Raw genomic sequence first — 13,883 nt, 5'->3', positions numbered from 1 at the left:
AGTAGAGCTCTTTTTTATAGTCTGAAAAAATTCCGGGCGGTTTCTGTGGTTGCATCTGCAATTTCAGAAATACTCATTTTTTTCCAATGGGCTATGGTCTGTGCCACGTAAGGCAGAAAAGAAGGTTCATTACGGCGGTTCTGCATTCTGGGCATATTTTTCGGAAGCATGAAAGGTGCATCGGTTTCTATCATCATCCGGTCCAGAGGAGTGTATTTTATAACGTCTTCCAGATGTTTAAATCTTTTATCGTCACTTATAGCTCCGGTAAATCCTAAATAAAATCCTTTATCCAGATATATTCTGGCTTCATCCAATGTTCCGGTAAAACAATGGACAACGGCTTCTGGTAATCCGGAAAGATATTCATCCGTAATTTCATTAAATCTTTTAAAAGCGGATCTTTCATGAAGGAAAAGTGGCTTATTAACCTCTACAGCCAATTCAAGCTGAGCTTTGTAGCATTTTTCCTGAACAGGTCTGGGAGAAAAATCCCTGTCAAAATCAAGTCCGCACTCCCCCACCGAGATCACATGATCCAGTTTCAAAAGGTTTTTGAGTTCCCTGATGCTTTCCTGATTAAAAGACTTCGCATCGTGTGGGTGAGTTCCTGCCGTGGAAAATAAAATTTCAGGATAATCTTCCGCTATTTCAGCTGATTCCCTGCTTCCCCGTACGCTTGTACCAGTGAGGATCATCTGCTCTACCCCGTTATCAAGGGCACGGTTGATAATTTCTTCTTGTTCATTATAGAACTGTTTATTGGTCAGATTAATGCCAATATCAATGTATGTATTCATTTGTTTTTGTTTTGTTTTTTTGTGTAAAAGTATCTTATAATATTGGGGCTTTTCAGGACATTCATAAAGTCTTTCTCAGAGTAAAATCCACGATAAACAGAATACTTTGTTCTGTTATGTTCCTTCGTTATTTTTACCCAGATTGTTTTACGTCTGCCTTTTCTGGTTTTTTTTAATTTAAAAGTTTCACTAAGTTGATCTTCGATAGCTGCTTTTTCTGTTCTTCTCCATTTTTTATTGCCATACTTCTGTAGTTCCTGAGAGATTTTTCCATATTCACCAGCTCTGAAACTGCTTTTGTTATAAATATTTCTCATTTGCTGTTCATATTAAAAAGGAAAGCAAGCAGGATTCGAACCCGCAAATCACATTAGCAGTGTGTGTTTTTCCGTTAAACTATTGCTTCCGTTTATTTGAAAATTTAAGAGTTTACTATTTTTTTGTTTTTTACTTTTAATAATAAAAATGAAAGGAAACCCGGTTCAAACCGATAATGTACTGTTTAAAAGCCGGTTTTCCAGATTAAACTGTTCCTTTCATTTATCCTATTCTGCGAAACGTACGGGATTCGAACCCGCAACCTCCTGCCGTGTCGGAACAGGGCTCTTCCATTTGAGTTAACGTTCCTCCTTTTACCAAGTATTTATTTTATAATTTTTCAGCAGTACCCCGCTGTAATAATTCCCTTTCATACCTTCAGCGATGGGATGAAGTATTCTCGCTGCTCCGTCCACAGAGTCCAGCGGTGGCACATATCCCTGCTCAAACTGCTTTTTTCTCAGGCTTTCTTTGGCTCCTGTGGAAATCCATCCTACATCTACAGCACTCATATAGATCTGGTCTTTTTCAAATTCCTTTGCAGAAGTAAACGTCATCATATTCAATGCAGCCTTTGTCATATTGGTATGCGGATGAAATATCGTTTTATTATCATAGCTGAAAATCCCCTCTGAAGATGTGACATTAATGATAAATTTTTCCTGAAATCCTGAGTTTTTCATTAAAGGTTTCAGTTCCTTGATCAGAAAATAAGGAGCAATATGATTAATAAGATTTACCTCCACCAGCTCATACATTGAAACTTCTTCCAACGTTGAATTCCAGCTTGTTTTTTCCCTGTTGTCTACCGGCTGGCCGAAACGTGTGAGAGAAACCTGAGTTTCTTCATTATGTGCGTATTCCAGCCTGGTTATTTCACCTGAAATTTCAGTCTGATTAGGAAAAAGATTCTGAACCTCTTTAAATTGAATTAGTTTTTCCTTTTCACGTCTGATAATTGGGAGATAGTATTCATCAGGATACTTGATCGTCTGAGCCGCATTATTGATCAGGATATCCAGTGTTTCAAAATTGTTTTTATAAAAATCTATAAAATCCTGTATCGCTTTTAAATTCCTGAGATCAAGACCATATATCCAAAGTCTTTCTTTCCAGTTTTCGTAATCTGCTTCCTGCTGCATCAGTTCCAGAGCCAGTGCCGGAAAACGGGTTGTCAAAACCAGATTGGCCCCGTTTCTCAGCAATTTCAAAGCTGTGGCGAATCCTACTTTTACCCTTCCTCCTGTCAGAATAATATTTCTTCCTGTGAGATCTGCCGTTTCAAAACGTTTTTCATAGTTTTCCGCGGCACATTTCGGACACAATCTTGTGTAAAAGGAATGGGCATAATGATAGCCCTCATTACAGCAGTAGCAGTTTTTTGGAATCTGAAGCCTGGTGAGCTTCGTTTCATCTTTTTCATCATCATGAAAATCAGAAACTCCTGCCAATGCCTTTTGCATCAGTACAGCGCCAGAATTAACCGTCAAATCATGAGATTTCATCTGAGAATAATTTTCCTGACGGTTTTGTTTTTTTGCATTTTTATGAATTTTCGTGATCAGCCCTGAAAATGTTTTATTGTCAGGATTGAGAAACGGGTCATCTTTCAAGGCATTAAGCACCTTAAGACATATCTCCCATTCGTTTTGTGAAAATCTCTGTTCTGAAAAATCCATAGCTTCAGTTTATATCTGCAAAATTATTTACTTGATGCGCAATCTTTTTACGCAGTTAAAAATTTCATTCTATTTCGTTGATAAATTTTTCCAGGAAACCGATCAACTGTTTACCGCCATGACTCCACCTGATCCCATGCCCTTCTTTTTCCCTGACTTCAAAAACGAGTTCATGTTTATAGTGATAGAAAACATTCCACCAGGTTCTGTTGTTCAGAATATAAATGATCTTTTCCATCACTTTCTCCTGTTTCTGCTGGTTGTTTCCTTTGATCTCGCCCCAGAATTGGTCATCCATCCTTCCAATATGTTTTTCCAATGCCCTCTGTGCAATGGTGATTTCACTGTTAAAAGGTTTCCGGCAGGCTTCAAGCAGAATATTCTGTAAGGGAGGAACCGCATTTTCATCACGGATACTGGCGGAAGTCATGCGCTGTCCTAAAATATTCAGCCAATGTTCAAAAGGAATTTTTTCAAGCCGGGATGCTTTCACCTCATCGGTGTCATTGCTTTGAAATATATTGATGAAAAGATTGAAACTTTCTTTTCTGTCCATCTTAATTTCCTCATTAAAATAGGGAAACTCCCATTCAAAGTTATGCTCCTGAAATTTCCGGAGATTATTGTCTATGTTTTGCAGATGTTCTTCAGCGAGAACATCCTGATATTGATCTTTCCAGGAATCAGAAAATAAAGGGATATAAGGGCTAAATGAATTCATTTTTTAAAACAGTCTGACTAAATTAACTTCAAGCTTTTCTTTTTCTATCAAATATCCGATAAGATTGAACCATTGTTTGCAGTTATCTAATATCCAGGCATCTGACGAGACTGCTATCTGAGATTTTTCCGCTAAAAATTTATCCGGATTATATTCCAGCTCTGCTTCCCAGTTCAGATTATTTTCTACAGCAAAATCATAAATAATCTGTTTAATTCTTCCACTGTTGGAAACGGGTTTATCAAAAATCCAGATTAATTTTTGTACTTCTGCTTTCTGAAAAAATGCAGCTATAAGTTCTACTGCTCTTAAAGTCTGATTTACTCTTTTATAAGTTCCGTGAACCCCGGAAAGGTCGCGAAAGCATCCGTCTGATCCTTCAAATATGTAGGCTCCGGAAAGCAGGCTTTCCATCAGGATCAGTACATTGAAACCATCCAGATACAGAACTTTATTTTTCAGTTCCGAAACTTCCAGTTGTCTGCATTTTCTGTCCTCTATTTGTTTTTCCGATGCAGAAGCCCCACGCAATGCCTGAATTTGACGGGTTTTCATCCTGTACCTGTTGCCTGCAAGCTCGGATGAAGCTTTTTCCGGATAATCCCTGCTTAATAAGTACATCATATCCTGAACTGCCATTTTCAGCTTATCAATCTGCTTTTGTGAGCCGAACAAAGTATCATCACCTGTATTTTTCCCGCGGTTTCTGTTATTCATACTCAAAAATAGTTTTTTAAACGGATATAATTACAGCTATATGACTTTAACGTCACATTACTTATCAATTTACCAATACCTGAAATATAGAGTTATACTTTTTACAACAAAAGAGATATTTCGTACAACTTTTTGATTTCCATAAAGAATATGTTTGCAGTGAAAAAAAATATTGATTATGAATACACTGAAAAAATTATCCTGCCTGCTTACTGTAATGTTTATGTTTTCTGTTTTTTTATCATGCTCTGATAATGATGATAGCATGGAGCAACAGATTACTCCTTCAGAGGTCCTTTCTTCAACACCATGGGAAACTACGGCTGCGAAGGATAAAAACGGAAACCAGGTAGCTTTAACAGATGCAAGCGTAGCCGGATTTGTAGGTTTTGCCTACTTTAAAACTGACGGAACTTTCGCCATTTACAATCTTAGTGATGTCCTGAGATCAAGAGGTACATGGACTGTAGACCCTCAGGGAAAAACGAGAACTATCACATCACTGAATCCGGACGGAACTTCAGTTTTTACCCGCACTGTTGATATTCTTGTACTGAATGCTAATGAATTTACCTATAGAATTCATACAAATCCAAATGATCCGTCTGTTTATTACGATATTATCCATACAAAAACAGCTCATGCTGAACCAGCCAACGGACAGCTTACTCTGGCTTCCACGCCCTGGGAAACCACAGGTGCCAAAGATAAGAACGGAAGCCCGGTAGCTCTAACAGATGCAAGTGTAGCCGGATTTGTAGGGTATTCTTATTTTAAAGCAAACGGAACTTTTACTATTTACGGCCTGAATGATGTTCTGAGGTCTCAGGGAAACTGGTCTATTTCCCCGGATGGAACAAAAAGAACGATCACGGCTCTGGATGCAAACGGAAATGTACTTTTCACGAGGGTTGTTGATATTCTTACTTTGAATAGCTCAGAATTTACTTACAGAATTATTCCTGATGCGGGAAATCCATCTGTCTATTATGATATTATCCATAGCAAAGTGAATCATCAGGAACCATAAATGTTTTTTAGTTAGTTGTTTATGAATGGAAAATCCGGCCCAAATTTGGGCCGGATTTTAAGTTTAATATCGTTGGGGTATGATTAATAAAGTGGAAGGGATTCCTTAATAATGCTATGTTTTTAACGCAAAATTTTAAGTTTTTTAATGCATATTTTAAGGAGGTAAAGAAATAATCAATCAAAGATTGATTTGACTAAGCCTACTTTTCAGGTTTATATCTGTTTAGAATTTAAGTTTACATAAATTCCTGCCACCATTTCTTCCAGAGTATTTCTCCCAAGTGATCAAGATCTGCTTTTTCACCAATTAAAGGAAGTGTAATGGGTATATTGTTTTCGTCCGCATATTTTGAAACAAGCTCCAGAGGTTCAAACCAGGGATGCTGAGCTAGTTTAAATTTAGAATTATGGACAGGAATAAAGTTTCCGGCTTTCAATTCCTGTACTTCTTTGATGATCTGTTCGGGAAGGCTGTGAATATAGGGCCATTTTTCATTGTACTGCCCACATTCCATTACGGCAAGATCAAATGGTCCGTATTTCTCCCCGATTTCTGAAAAGTGGTTTCCATAGCCACTGTCGCCCCCTAAAAATAATTTTTTAGACGGAGTCTGTAATACAAAAGAGGTCCACAGCGAAATATTCCGGTTCAGGAGCCTTCCTGAAAAATGCCTTGCCGGAGTCAGGGTAATTTTGAAACCTTCAGCTAAATCAACACTTTCCCACCAGTTTTTCTCGATAATATTTTCTGTATCCCAGCCCCAGTATTCAAAATGCTGTCCGGTTCCCAGTCCGCAGATTACTTTACCTACTTTATCTTTGAGTGTCTGAACAGTTGAATAATCCAGATGGTCCCAATGATCATGGGAAATCAGAAGAAAATCTATCTCCGGCATATCTTCCGGCTTATAATGGTCTGAGCCGGGGAATGCTTTTATAGAGCCGGGCATTGGCGACGCATTACCGCTAAACACCGGGTCTGCCAGGAATTTCTTGCCATCAACCTGAAGGAAATAAGAACTGTGACCAAACCATACAAGAACATTTTCTTCCGGTTTAAGGTTTTTCAGATCTGTCACTATAAATGGAACAGGTGATTTCGGGGTAACATTTTCTATTTTGCATAAGGTCTGCAGAAGTAATTTGGTCATACTTTCTCCTTCTAACAGTGCGGGTGTGGGAAGTATATTCTGAAATTTTCCGCTGGTATAATTGGGTAATGTACTGAAATATATTTTTCGTTTTTCATTGGGAAATTGTCCCATTTGTTTCTTTAAATTCATTCTGTTGTTTTTTTACGTTCTGAATCCCGGTATTTAAGGTTTAATCAGAAGAATAAATATAGGAATAGATTTCTTATTTATAGTCATCAACGAACAAAGGGGGTATTTTACTTTATATTATTAACCCCTTTTTATAAAATAATTCTCACTAAAATACAGCAGAATCTGAAAAATACGTTTTTAATAAAAATTCCGGCGCCTATGAATTTTTTATTATTTTTTTTATCTGGTGTAACAAACTTCGGGCAATAACTGTCTTATTGGTGAAATACCACTTTGAATGAAAATAATTATATGTTCGATAGCTTTATTAATGGGATCTCTGGTCTTTGCACAAGAAAAAAATGATACAATCAAGCAGAAGGAAAATCAGATTGAGGGTGTTACTTTAACTGCAAGAAAACCAACTGTAGAGTCCAAAGTGGACAGAACGGTGTTCAATGTATCCAATAGTTCTATCCTCGCGGGAAATACAACCTGGGACGTTCTTAGAATGACCCCTTTGGTGAGTATTGATAATAATGATGCTGTAAAAGCTGAAGGTGAATCGGTGACGGTTTATATCAACGACAGGAAGTCTGTTTTTACAGGTAAGGAATTAAAAGAATATCTGAAAACCATTCCTGCAGACAACCTGATGAAAATTGAGGTAATCACAAGTCCGTCTTCCCGGTATGAAACAACCGGGTCGGTCATCAATATCGTACTGAAAAAGAGGGATGATGAAGGAATGAAAGGCAGCGTAACCTTTAATAACAGACAGAATACCAAAAATTCACAGTATACGAATCTTAATCTTAACTATCATAAGAAAAATTTTACACAAACCCTTATCGGAAGTTACAGTGATAACACTTATTTCCAGAAAAACACCAGTGTAAACAGCCTGTACAAGGATAATGATGTCACTAATATCATTAACGAGACCCTGGGAAAAAGTAAAAGCCCTTCAATATCTTCTACTTCTGAATACGAATTGAATGATAAAAATAATATAGGTCTTATTCTGGAATATTATCAGAGTAAAAACACTTCCACTTCTGATGCAGACCTTATCAGAACCAAGAATGATACATTATTTGAGGCTTATCATCAGGATCAGAATGTAGCAGGACGATACCGTACATTAGGTACAAACATCTTTTATAAGTATTATGATAAGGAAAAGAACAGAATCCTGGATGTTAATTTAGGTACCAATTACAATTCCCAAAAAAATGAGAATGAGTTCTTAAAGACCTATAATACTTCACCGGATATCAATCAGCTTGGCATCAATTCTCATGAACAGATGCGAAACTATTACATAAAGGTAGATTATACACAGCCTCTCGGTAAAGGAGGTAATTTTGAAGTGGGTGGAAAAATGGACTTCAACAACAATGTAATTCCAAATAATTTAACCGGAAAAAATGCAGATGGCCTTCGTACAAATGATGTTTTTCATTATGAGGATAATATCAATTCCCTGTATGTGAACTTCAGTAAAACTTTCTTCGAAAAGCTGGAAACGAGAATCGGAGTCCGCTACGAACATATTGACTATAAAATGAGACAAGATGTGGCTGGAACGGAAAGAAAGGATTCTTACGGCACTCTGCTTCCCAATTTATTGCTGAAATATTCTTTTTCGGATAAATATGATCTGAGTTTCACTTATAACCGTAATCTCTGGCGTCCGTGGTATGCGGAATTCAATCCTTTTCTGGTCCCTACAAATGACGGAACATTTTCCCGCGGAAATATGGATCTGGAACCCAATCCAAGCCATAGGCTTTATATGAAATTCGGAATTCTGAAAAAATATTTCCTTTCTGCAAGGTATATGTATACAGATCAGGACTACTGGACTTCTTTTACTGAGGAAGGCGGTAAAACAGTTACCCTGCCTGCCAATTTCAGTGGGAAAGTGCAAAAATATTACCTGTTTGCCAATACTAACCAAACTTTCCTGAAAAACAAACTAAACGTGAATGTAGGAATCGGATGGTATTATATAGATAATCATGACTTTAATGAGGTAAACGACCTGAAAGGTAAAAATTACATCAGTTATATAGGGGCTTCAGCTAATCTGTCGTATACAAACCTGTTTAATAAAAATATTAATCTGAGTGCATGGGTGGAACTTTCAAACCAGAATAACGGAAATTCCTATGCCAACAGAGTGAATGTTTTCCACAATATTTCAGCTACAAAAATATTCCCTAAAACACAGATGGAAGTAAGCCTTCAGCTGATGAATATTTTCAGCAGGCCTAATTTTGATACCACCACTTACAGCCAGGACGGAACTTTCAGGTCTTCTCTGAGATCAGACTGGTATGGTTTTTCACTTTCATTCGTAAAACGTTTCGGAAACCAGAAAGTAAAAGGAAATACGAAGACAGATGTTGAAAAAAACGGCGGCGGTGGAAAATAAGTAATCATTGAAAACTACAATAATATTAAAAATTTAAAACATTATTTAGTCATATAAATTCATTGATTTTTAATTAGCTATTAATTTCATTTATACAAAATAAAAAATCACATATATAAGATTTATTTATATATTAGTAGTTAATTATAAACTAAAAAATATGAAAAATATTAAGAAAATTTCAAGAGAGAATTTAAAAGCAATCAAAGGAGGTCTTAGATACTGTAACGAAGAGCAACATTGCAGCTAGCTCAACATTCTGTTGTGCTAATGGAGTTTGCCGACCTTTAGATTCTGTTTACTGCCAGATTGAATTATAATTAAAAGTATGCACATTAGCTTAAACTGATAATACTTTATTTCAAAATACTGCCTCTGAGTCATCAGGGGCTTTTTTATTTGCTTACAATGTATTTCTAATTAAAATAACAAACTGATTTACAACAATTTACATGATATCAAAATTGATAAGTATAAAAGTACATGTATAATATAAGCATAATTTGTAATTTTAGCCCTTATATCTCTTTTTAATTAACGATAACACAAATGAACCCCTTAAATCCTTTTTTTGCCATTGTCATATTCCTGATTGTCTTTGGAACTGCGTATCTGATCAACCTAAAATATAAATTTTCAAATGATAATGTAAGGTTTGAAACAATAGACGGACTCAGGGGATTTCTTGCCTTCGGAGTATTTATTCATCATTCTGCTATTTGGTTTCAATTTTTACAGATCAAGAGCTGGGAATTGCCAAAATCAAATTTATACTCCCACTTGGGACAAACCAGTGTTTCATTCTTTTTTATGATTACTGCATTTTTGTTTGTAACGAAGCTATTGAATACCAATAAGGAAATTGATTGGAATGCCATATTTATTTCCAGATTTTTCAGATTAGTTCCCATGTATTTTGTCTCACTATTAGTGTTGGTACTGATTGTATTTATAATAAGCAACTGGGAATTAAAAGTAACGTTTACTGAATTAGTAAAAGAATTATTTTACTGGGTAACTTTTACCATTTTTGGCACCCCTTCAATAAATACCTATTCAAATACATCTATTATAAATGCAGGGGTTGTTTGGTCACTTCCCTATGAGTGGCTTTTCTATTTCAGCCTTCCTGTCATTTCCCTTTTAATGCTAAAAAAAGTAAACTCAATAATGTATTTAATTATCAGTATTATTTTTATTGTGCTTTTTTACAAATTCAAAGGGGCCAACATACATCATTTCCTTTCCTTTGCCGGCGGAGCGATATCTCCATTCCTTATCAAATATGGCCCGAAGAAAATAAAATATGATTCCGCCTTCTTCAGCATAATTATTTTGCTTTGTTTAGCATCAATTTTATACTTCCCGACTCCGAACAGCTTTTATTGTAAATTTTTAATCATTGTAATATTCAACTTGGTTGTTTTAGGAAACAGTATTTTTGGAATACTAAAAAATTCCACTTTAAAATTCCTGGGTGAAATATCCTATAGTACCTATCTAATTCATGGTATAATTCTTTTTATCGTAATGTATTTTATTTTCGGTTTTGAAAAAGCAACGAGTTTATCACCAACAGAATTCTGTATAACCATATTTATTATAACCCCGCTTGTTGTGTTGGCCAGTTTCTTATCTTATAAAAAAATTGAGCATCCTTTTATGGTTTACTCAAAAAAATATCTGCGTAAAAGGCAAAATGTAAAACAGGAACTTCTAGAAAAACAAGGCGAAATGTATACAAAATAGAAGTATTGGAAAGAACAAAATAAAAAACCAATGTCCAGATTAAAACAAATAAGAGAACTGCAAAATCTAACTCAGGAAGAACTCTCTGAAAAATCAGGAATTTCTGTCAGAACAATTCAAAGGATTGAATCAGGAATAAATCCTAAGGGACATACACTTAAAACACTTTCCAAAGCCCTTGAAATAAAGGAAAAAGAATTATTAAATGACCCAATAAACCCTGAACCCAACATAACCGTTGAAGAACCTGCTCAAACTCCTGGAAAGAATGATTCAACAGATTATTCAAAAATCAAGCTGATCAATTTTTCTTCTATTTTATTTGTGGTACTTCCACCTCTTAATATTTTGGCTCCGCTTATTCTTTCTCAGGTATTAAAACAGAGGAATCCTATAACAAAACAGATAATCACTCTTCAGATTTTTTGGACCGTTCTGGCACTCATCATTTTTATGTTGGGAATCTTTTTAAAGCTTGGACGTTCATTTACAATAGTATTAATAATCCTGATTGTTCTTTCCAATATCTTTTTAATTCTCCGTAATGCTGCTGAAATTGACAGAAACCACAAGCTCCGTTACAAGCTGAATTTCAATATAATATAATTTCCGACAGGCAATTGTCAGGTTCTTGGCGGGTTGATTTTTTGGCAACAGAATGTCTAAGTTTCAATATTTGCAAAAAATTGAAACAATGACAAAAGTCCCTTTTTTACTGCTCGCTATTTTTATATTCTCATCTCAAAAAATTGATGCACAAACAGATCCGTCAGACAATCTTTATACTACCATTCCAGCTAAGGATAGTTTACTGTTTTCCGTTGGCTTTAATACTTGTAATATTAAGCAATACGAAAATTTATTGAGCGAAAATCTAAAATTTTACCATGACAAAGATGGAATTTCTGATAAAGCCAAATTTTTAAATGATTTAACAAACGGACTTTGCAAAAACCCAAAAATCCGTCAGGTGAAAAGAGTTCTGATAAAAAAAAGTACAGAAATTTCTCCACTTTATAAAAATGGAGCTCTTTATGGAGCTGTTCAAAACGGGGCTCACTTATTTTACGAGAGTCCCGGAAGCAAACCGGGTTTTGCAAAATTCACCAATGTTTGGGAGCTGGAAAATGGAGACTGGAAACTGACCACATCTCTAAGTTTTGATCATCAGACAGCAACGGAACAACAAACAGAAAATCTATTTTCTGATGATACTGCTATTGAAAGCTGGCTGAGAGAAAATAATATTAAAACACTCGGACTTGGAATTATTGAAGGAGGAAAATTAAAGCAGGTGAAAGTTTTTGGTGAGATAAAAAATGGAATTTCAGCTCCCTATAATACCATTTTCAATGTTGCTTCACTTACAAAACCCATCACAGCAATGGTTGCTTTGAAGCTGGTAAGTCTGGGAAAATGGAACCTTGATGAACCTGTATATAAATACTGGACAGATCCGGATATATCAAACGATCCAAGAACTAAGAAACTGACGACCAGACTTATTTTGAGCCACCAGACCGGTTTTCCAAACTGGAGATGGCAAACTGAAAATAAAAAATTAAAATTTGAATTTGAGCCAGGTACAAAATATCAGTATTCCGGTGAAGGATTTGAATATTTGCGAAAAGCTCTTGAAAATAAATTTAAAAAATCACTGGAACAATTAGCTGCAGAGCTTATTTTTCAACCCCTAAAAATGAGTAATACAGATTACATTTGGAATAAAAGTACAGCCGAATCCAGATTTGCAATTGGCTACGATAAAGATGGGAAGCCATACGAAATCGTCAAAAATAAAACTTCAAATGCAGCTGATGATTTACATACCACAATAGAAGATTATGGAAACTTTCTTGTAGACATTTTGAATGGAGGAAGCTTAACAGAAAATGTTTATCTGGAAATGCTTAAAAAGCAGGTTGAAACCAAAGAAAACAAATATTTCGGATTAGGTTTTGAAATATATGATCTCGGAAAAGGAAATTTTGCGATTTCTCATGGTGGATCAGACTTTGGCGTACAATGTATTATTTTTCTACTTCCAAAGACCAAGCAAGGAATTCTAATTTTTACAAACTCTGATGTAGGGTATAAAGTTTATGATAAATTTCTCATTCAATATTTAGGCGAGAATGGAAAAAAACTCATTGAAATTGAAACAAAATAAAAAACCCGTAGTACTTTTAAAGTATTACGGGTTTTTGTTGTGGTCCCGATCCCACCTAGGCTCGAATCAGGGACATCTGGGTTATCCCCCAGTCTCCCTAACCAACTGAGCGCTATGCATTTATACAAAACACACCAAGTGAAAAATGTTAAGTTTGTATATCTAAAAGTTTGCCTTTTAGTTAGAATTCAATAGTAATCCATCATCATTAAAACTCATACAGCTATCTTTTGTAATTATAATACTATCAAGAAGAGCTATATCAAGTAATTTACAAACTGTGTTAAATTTTTCATAATTGCTAAATCTGAATTACTTGGAGTAAGATTTCAACTTGGATGATTGTACACCAGTATTAGTTGTGTGGCATGCCATTTAAGAGCTATAGCTAAAATAGTTCGTATATTTACTATTGAACTGTCTATACAGCCTTTGGATAATTCATACCCCAAAAAAGTAAGCAATTCTAGACTGGGGGATTATCTCCATATTGTAAGTTGCTATAAAAATGTAGATTTAAAAGTATACATTCACCGGCTCCGGATCTATCTTTTTATTTCTGTAAATTTCTCCTATTATGTCTTCAATACTAATTATTTTATTATATGATTTGTCATTGAAATTGTTTTTATAATTTGAATTATCAAAAATAAAATGCTGTTTCCTGCCAGATTTATATTGTATTATCAATTTAGATAAACAGCCTTTATCCTTACAGGATTTTACAAATTCCAAAGAATCATCCAGTTTGTATATTTTTTCTTCAATGATTTTTTTCTTAATCATATTAATCTCATTGGCTGTCATCATCAAGCTATGTTTACCCGGTTCTTTATATCTTTTATCAAGAATATAAAAATTCTCCATTATATTATAAGTAATATTATCACTTATATATACTATTTTTGCAATATCTTCAATTTTAATATTATTTTTTTCTTGATTACAATTCAGTAAAAAAATGAAAAGTAAACCTATAAAATACTTCATAA

General features: G+C 35.0%; 14 protein-coding genes, 2 tRNA genes and 1 pseudogene. 6 read left to right on the top strand and 11 right to left on the bottom strand.

Features of this window, described 5'->3' with window-relative positions; translation table 11 throughout:
* Window positions 1–14: 14 nt before the first annotated feature.
* The 7 genes from ACQWU4_RS12870 to ACQWU4_RS12840 all read right to left on the bottom strand — a co-directional run bounded on the left by ACQWU4_RS12870 (window position 15) and on the right by ACQWU4_RS12840 (window position 4,235).
* Window positions 15–800: a TatD family hydrolase gene (locus tag ACQWU4_RS12870; protein ID WP_429936168.1), complete on the bottom strand. Its 786-nt coding sequence runs from the start codon at window positions 798–800 to the stop codon at window positions 15–17.
* The gene (locus tag ACQWU4_RS12865; protein WP_429936167.1) at window positions 797–1,117 is read right to left on the bottom strand and encodes a hypothetical protein; all 321 of its coding nucleotides are present in this window, start codon (window positions 1,115–1,117) and stop codon (window positions 797–799) included. Before ACQWU4_RS12865 ends, ACQWU4_RS12870 begins: the two co-directional genes overlap by 4 nt.
* Window positions 1,118–1,137: 20 nt before the next feature.
* Window positions 1,138–1,206 (bottom strand) — tRNA-Ser (locus tag ACQWU4_RS12860).
* Window positions 1,207–1,353: 147 nt separating this feature from the next.
* Window positions 1,354–1,427, bottom strand: a tRNA-OTHER gene (locus ACQWU4_RS12855).
* Between the two features lie 5 nt (window positions 1,428–1,432).
* Complete coding sequence (locus ACQWU4_RS12850) at window positions 1,433–2,797, bottom strand: SDR family NAD(P)-dependent oxidoreductase (protein WP_429936166.1); 1,365 nt, start codon at window positions 2,795–2,797, stop codon at window positions 1,433–1,435.
* A gap of 64 nt (window positions 2,798–2,861) precedes the next feature.
* The gene (locus ACQWU4_RS12845) at window positions 2,862–3,518 is read right to left on the bottom strand and encodes a hypothetical protein (protein ID WP_429936165.1); all 657 of its coding nucleotides are present in this window, start codon (window positions 3,516–3,518) and stop codon (window positions 2,862–2,864) included.
* Between the two features lie 3 nt (window positions 3,519–3,521).
* On the bottom strand, window positions 3,522–4,235 hold the full coding sequence (locus ACQWU4_RS12840) for a DUF434 domain-containing protein (protein ID WP_429936164.1): 714 nt from the start codon (window positions 4,233–4,235) through the stop codon (window positions 3,522–3,524).
* A 178-nt stretch (window positions 4,236–4,413) separates the two neighbouring features.
* Between ACQWU4_RS12840 and ACQWU4_RS12835 the strand changes: the two genes are divergently transcribed.
* Complete coding sequence (locus tag ACQWU4_RS12835) at window positions 4,414–5,265, top strand: DUF4822 domain-containing protein (RefSeq protein ID WP_429936163.1); 852 nt, start codon at window positions 4,414–4,416, stop codon at window positions 5,263–5,265.
* A 238-nt stretch (window positions 5,266–5,503) separates the two neighbouring features.
* On the opposite strand, the gene ACQWU4_RS12830 is transcribed toward ACQWU4_RS12835, so the two are convergent.
* Window positions 5,504–6,550 (bottom strand): MBL fold metallo-hydrolase, encoded by a 1,047-nt coding sequence (locus ACQWU4_RS12830; RefSeq protein ID WP_429936162.1) that lies wholly within the window; start codon window positions 6,548–6,550, stop codon window positions 5,504–5,506.
* Window positions 6,551–6,830: 280 nt separating this feature from the next.
* Between ACQWU4_RS12830 and ACQWU4_RS12825 the strand changes: the two genes are divergently transcribed.
* From ACQWU4_RS12825 to ACQWU4_RS12805, 5 genes are all read left to right on the top strand, one after another.
* Window positions 6,831–8,972, top strand: a complete 2,142-nt coding sequence (locus ACQWU4_RS12825; RefSeq protein WP_429936161.1) for an outer membrane beta-barrel protein — start codon at window positions 6,831–6,833, stop codon at window positions 8,970–8,972.
* Window positions 8,973–9,132: 160 nt separating this feature from the next.
* Window positions 9,133–9,222 carry a bacteriocin-like protein gene (locus ACQWU4_RS12820; RefSeq protein WP_429936160.1) on the top strand — a complete coding sequence of 30 codons (90 nt, stop codon included), beginning with the start codon at window positions 9,133–9,135 and terminating at the stop codon, window positions 9,220–9,222.
* Between the two features lie 299 nt (window positions 9,223–9,521).
* Window positions 9,522–10,721, top strand: coding sequence for an acyltransferase family protein (locus ACQWU4_RS12815; protein ID WP_429936159.1), 1,200 nt, complete (start codon window positions 9,522–9,524; stop codon window positions 10,719–10,721).
* A gap of 30 nt (window positions 10,722–10,751) precedes the next feature.
* Window positions 10,752–11,327 carry a helix-turn-helix domain-containing protein gene (locus tag ACQWU4_RS12810; protein ID WP_429936158.1) on the top strand — a complete coding sequence of 192 codons (576 nt, stop codon included), beginning with the start codon at window positions 10,752–10,754 and terminating at the stop codon, window positions 11,325–11,327.
* 88 nt (window positions 11,328–11,415) lie between these two features.
* Complete coding sequence (locus ACQWU4_RS12805) at window positions 11,416–12,891, top strand: serine hydrolase (protein WP_429936157.1); 1,476 nt, start codon at window positions 11,416–11,418, stop codon at window positions 12,889–12,891.
* A gap of 177 nt (window positions 12,892–13,068) precedes the next feature.
* Here the strand turns inward: ACQWU4_RS12805 and ACQWU4_RS12800 are convergent.
* The 3 genes and pseudogenes from ACQWU4_RS12800 to ACQWU4_RS12790 form a co-directional block, all read right to left on the bottom strand.
* Window positions 13,069–13,173 (bottom strand): annotated as a pseudogene (locus ACQWU4_RS12800) (JAB domain-containing protein); the annotation flags it as partial.
* 47 nt (window positions 13,174–13,220) lie between these two features.
* Window positions 13,221–13,343, bottom strand: a complete 123-nt coding sequence (locus tag ACQWU4_RS12795) for a JAB domain-containing protein (RefSeq protein WP_429936156.1) — start codon at window positions 13,341–13,343, stop codon at window positions 13,221–13,223.
* A gap of 64 nt (window positions 13,344–13,407) precedes the next feature.
* A complete protein-coding gene (locus ACQWU4_RS12790; protein WP_429936155.1) occupies window positions 13,408–13,881 on the bottom strand; it encodes a hypothetical protein in 474 nt (157 codons plus the stop codon).
* Window positions 13,882–13,883 lie beyond the last annotated feature (2 nt).

The organism is Chryseobacterium sp. MIQD13, from assembly GCF_050496705.1.
In the GTDB taxonomy this organism is placed as follows: Bacteria; Bacteroidota; Bacteroidia; order Flavobacteriales; family Weeksellaceae; genus Chryseobacterium.
The sequence above is the reverse complement of the archived record's forward strand: the minus strand, read 5'-3'. Positions and strand labels throughout refer to the sequence as shown.

Excerpts from the sequence above, each read along its gene's own strand:
- ACQWU4_RS12870 (WP_429936168.1), bottom strand. The coding sequence starts at position 800 with ATGAATACATACATTGATATTGGCATTAATCTGACCAATAAACAGTTC.
- ACQWU4_RS12865 (WP_429936167.1), bottom strand. The coding sequence starts at position 1,117 with ATGAGAAATATTTATAACAAAAGCAGTTTCAGAGCTGGTGAATATGGA.
- ACQWU4_RS12850 (WP_429936166.1), bottom strand. The coding sequence starts at position 2,797 with ATGGATTTTTCAGAACAGAGATTTTCACAAAACGAATGGGAGATATGT.
- ACQWU4_RS12845 (WP_429936165.1), bottom strand. The coding sequence starts at position 3,518 with ATGAATTCATTTAGCCCTTATATCCCTTTATTTTCTGATTCCTGGAAA.
- ACQWU4_RS12840 (WP_429936164.1), bottom strand. The coding sequence starts at position 4,235 with ATGAATAACAGAAACCGCGGGAAAAATACAGGTGATGATACTTTGTTC.
- ACQWU4_RS12835 (WP_429936163.1), top strand. The coding sequence starts at position 4,414 with ATGAATACACTGAAAAAATTATCCTGCCTGCTTACTGTAATGTTTATG.
- ACQWU4_RS12830 (WP_429936162.1), bottom strand. The coding sequence starts at position 6,550 with ATGAATTTAAAGAAACAAATGGGACAATTTCCCAATGAAAAACGAAAA.
- ACQWU4_RS12825 (WP_429936161.1), top strand. The coding sequence starts at position 6,831 with ATGAAAATAATTATATGTTCGATAGCTTTATTAATGGGATCTCTGGTC.
- ACQWU4_RS12820 (WP_429936160.1), top strand. The coding sequence starts at position 9,133 with ATGAAAAATATTAAGAAAATTTCAAGAGAGAATTTAAAAGCAATCAAA.
- ACQWU4_RS12815 (WP_429936159.1), top strand. The coding sequence starts at position 9,522 with ATGAACCCCTTAAATCCTTTTTTTGCCATTGTCATATTCCTGATTGTC.
- ACQWU4_RS12810 (WP_429936158.1), top strand. The coding sequence starts at position 10,752 with ATGTCCAGATTAAAACAAATAAGAGAACTGCAAAATCTAACTCAGGAA.
- ACQWU4_RS12805 (WP_429936157.1), top strand. The coding sequence starts at position 11,416 with ATGACAAAAGTCCCTTTTTTACTGCTCGCTATTTTTATATTCTCATCT.
- ACQWU4_RS12790 (WP_429936155.1), bottom strand. The coding sequence starts at position 13,881 with ATGAAGTATTTTATAGGTTTACTTTTCATTTTTTTACTGAATTGTAAT.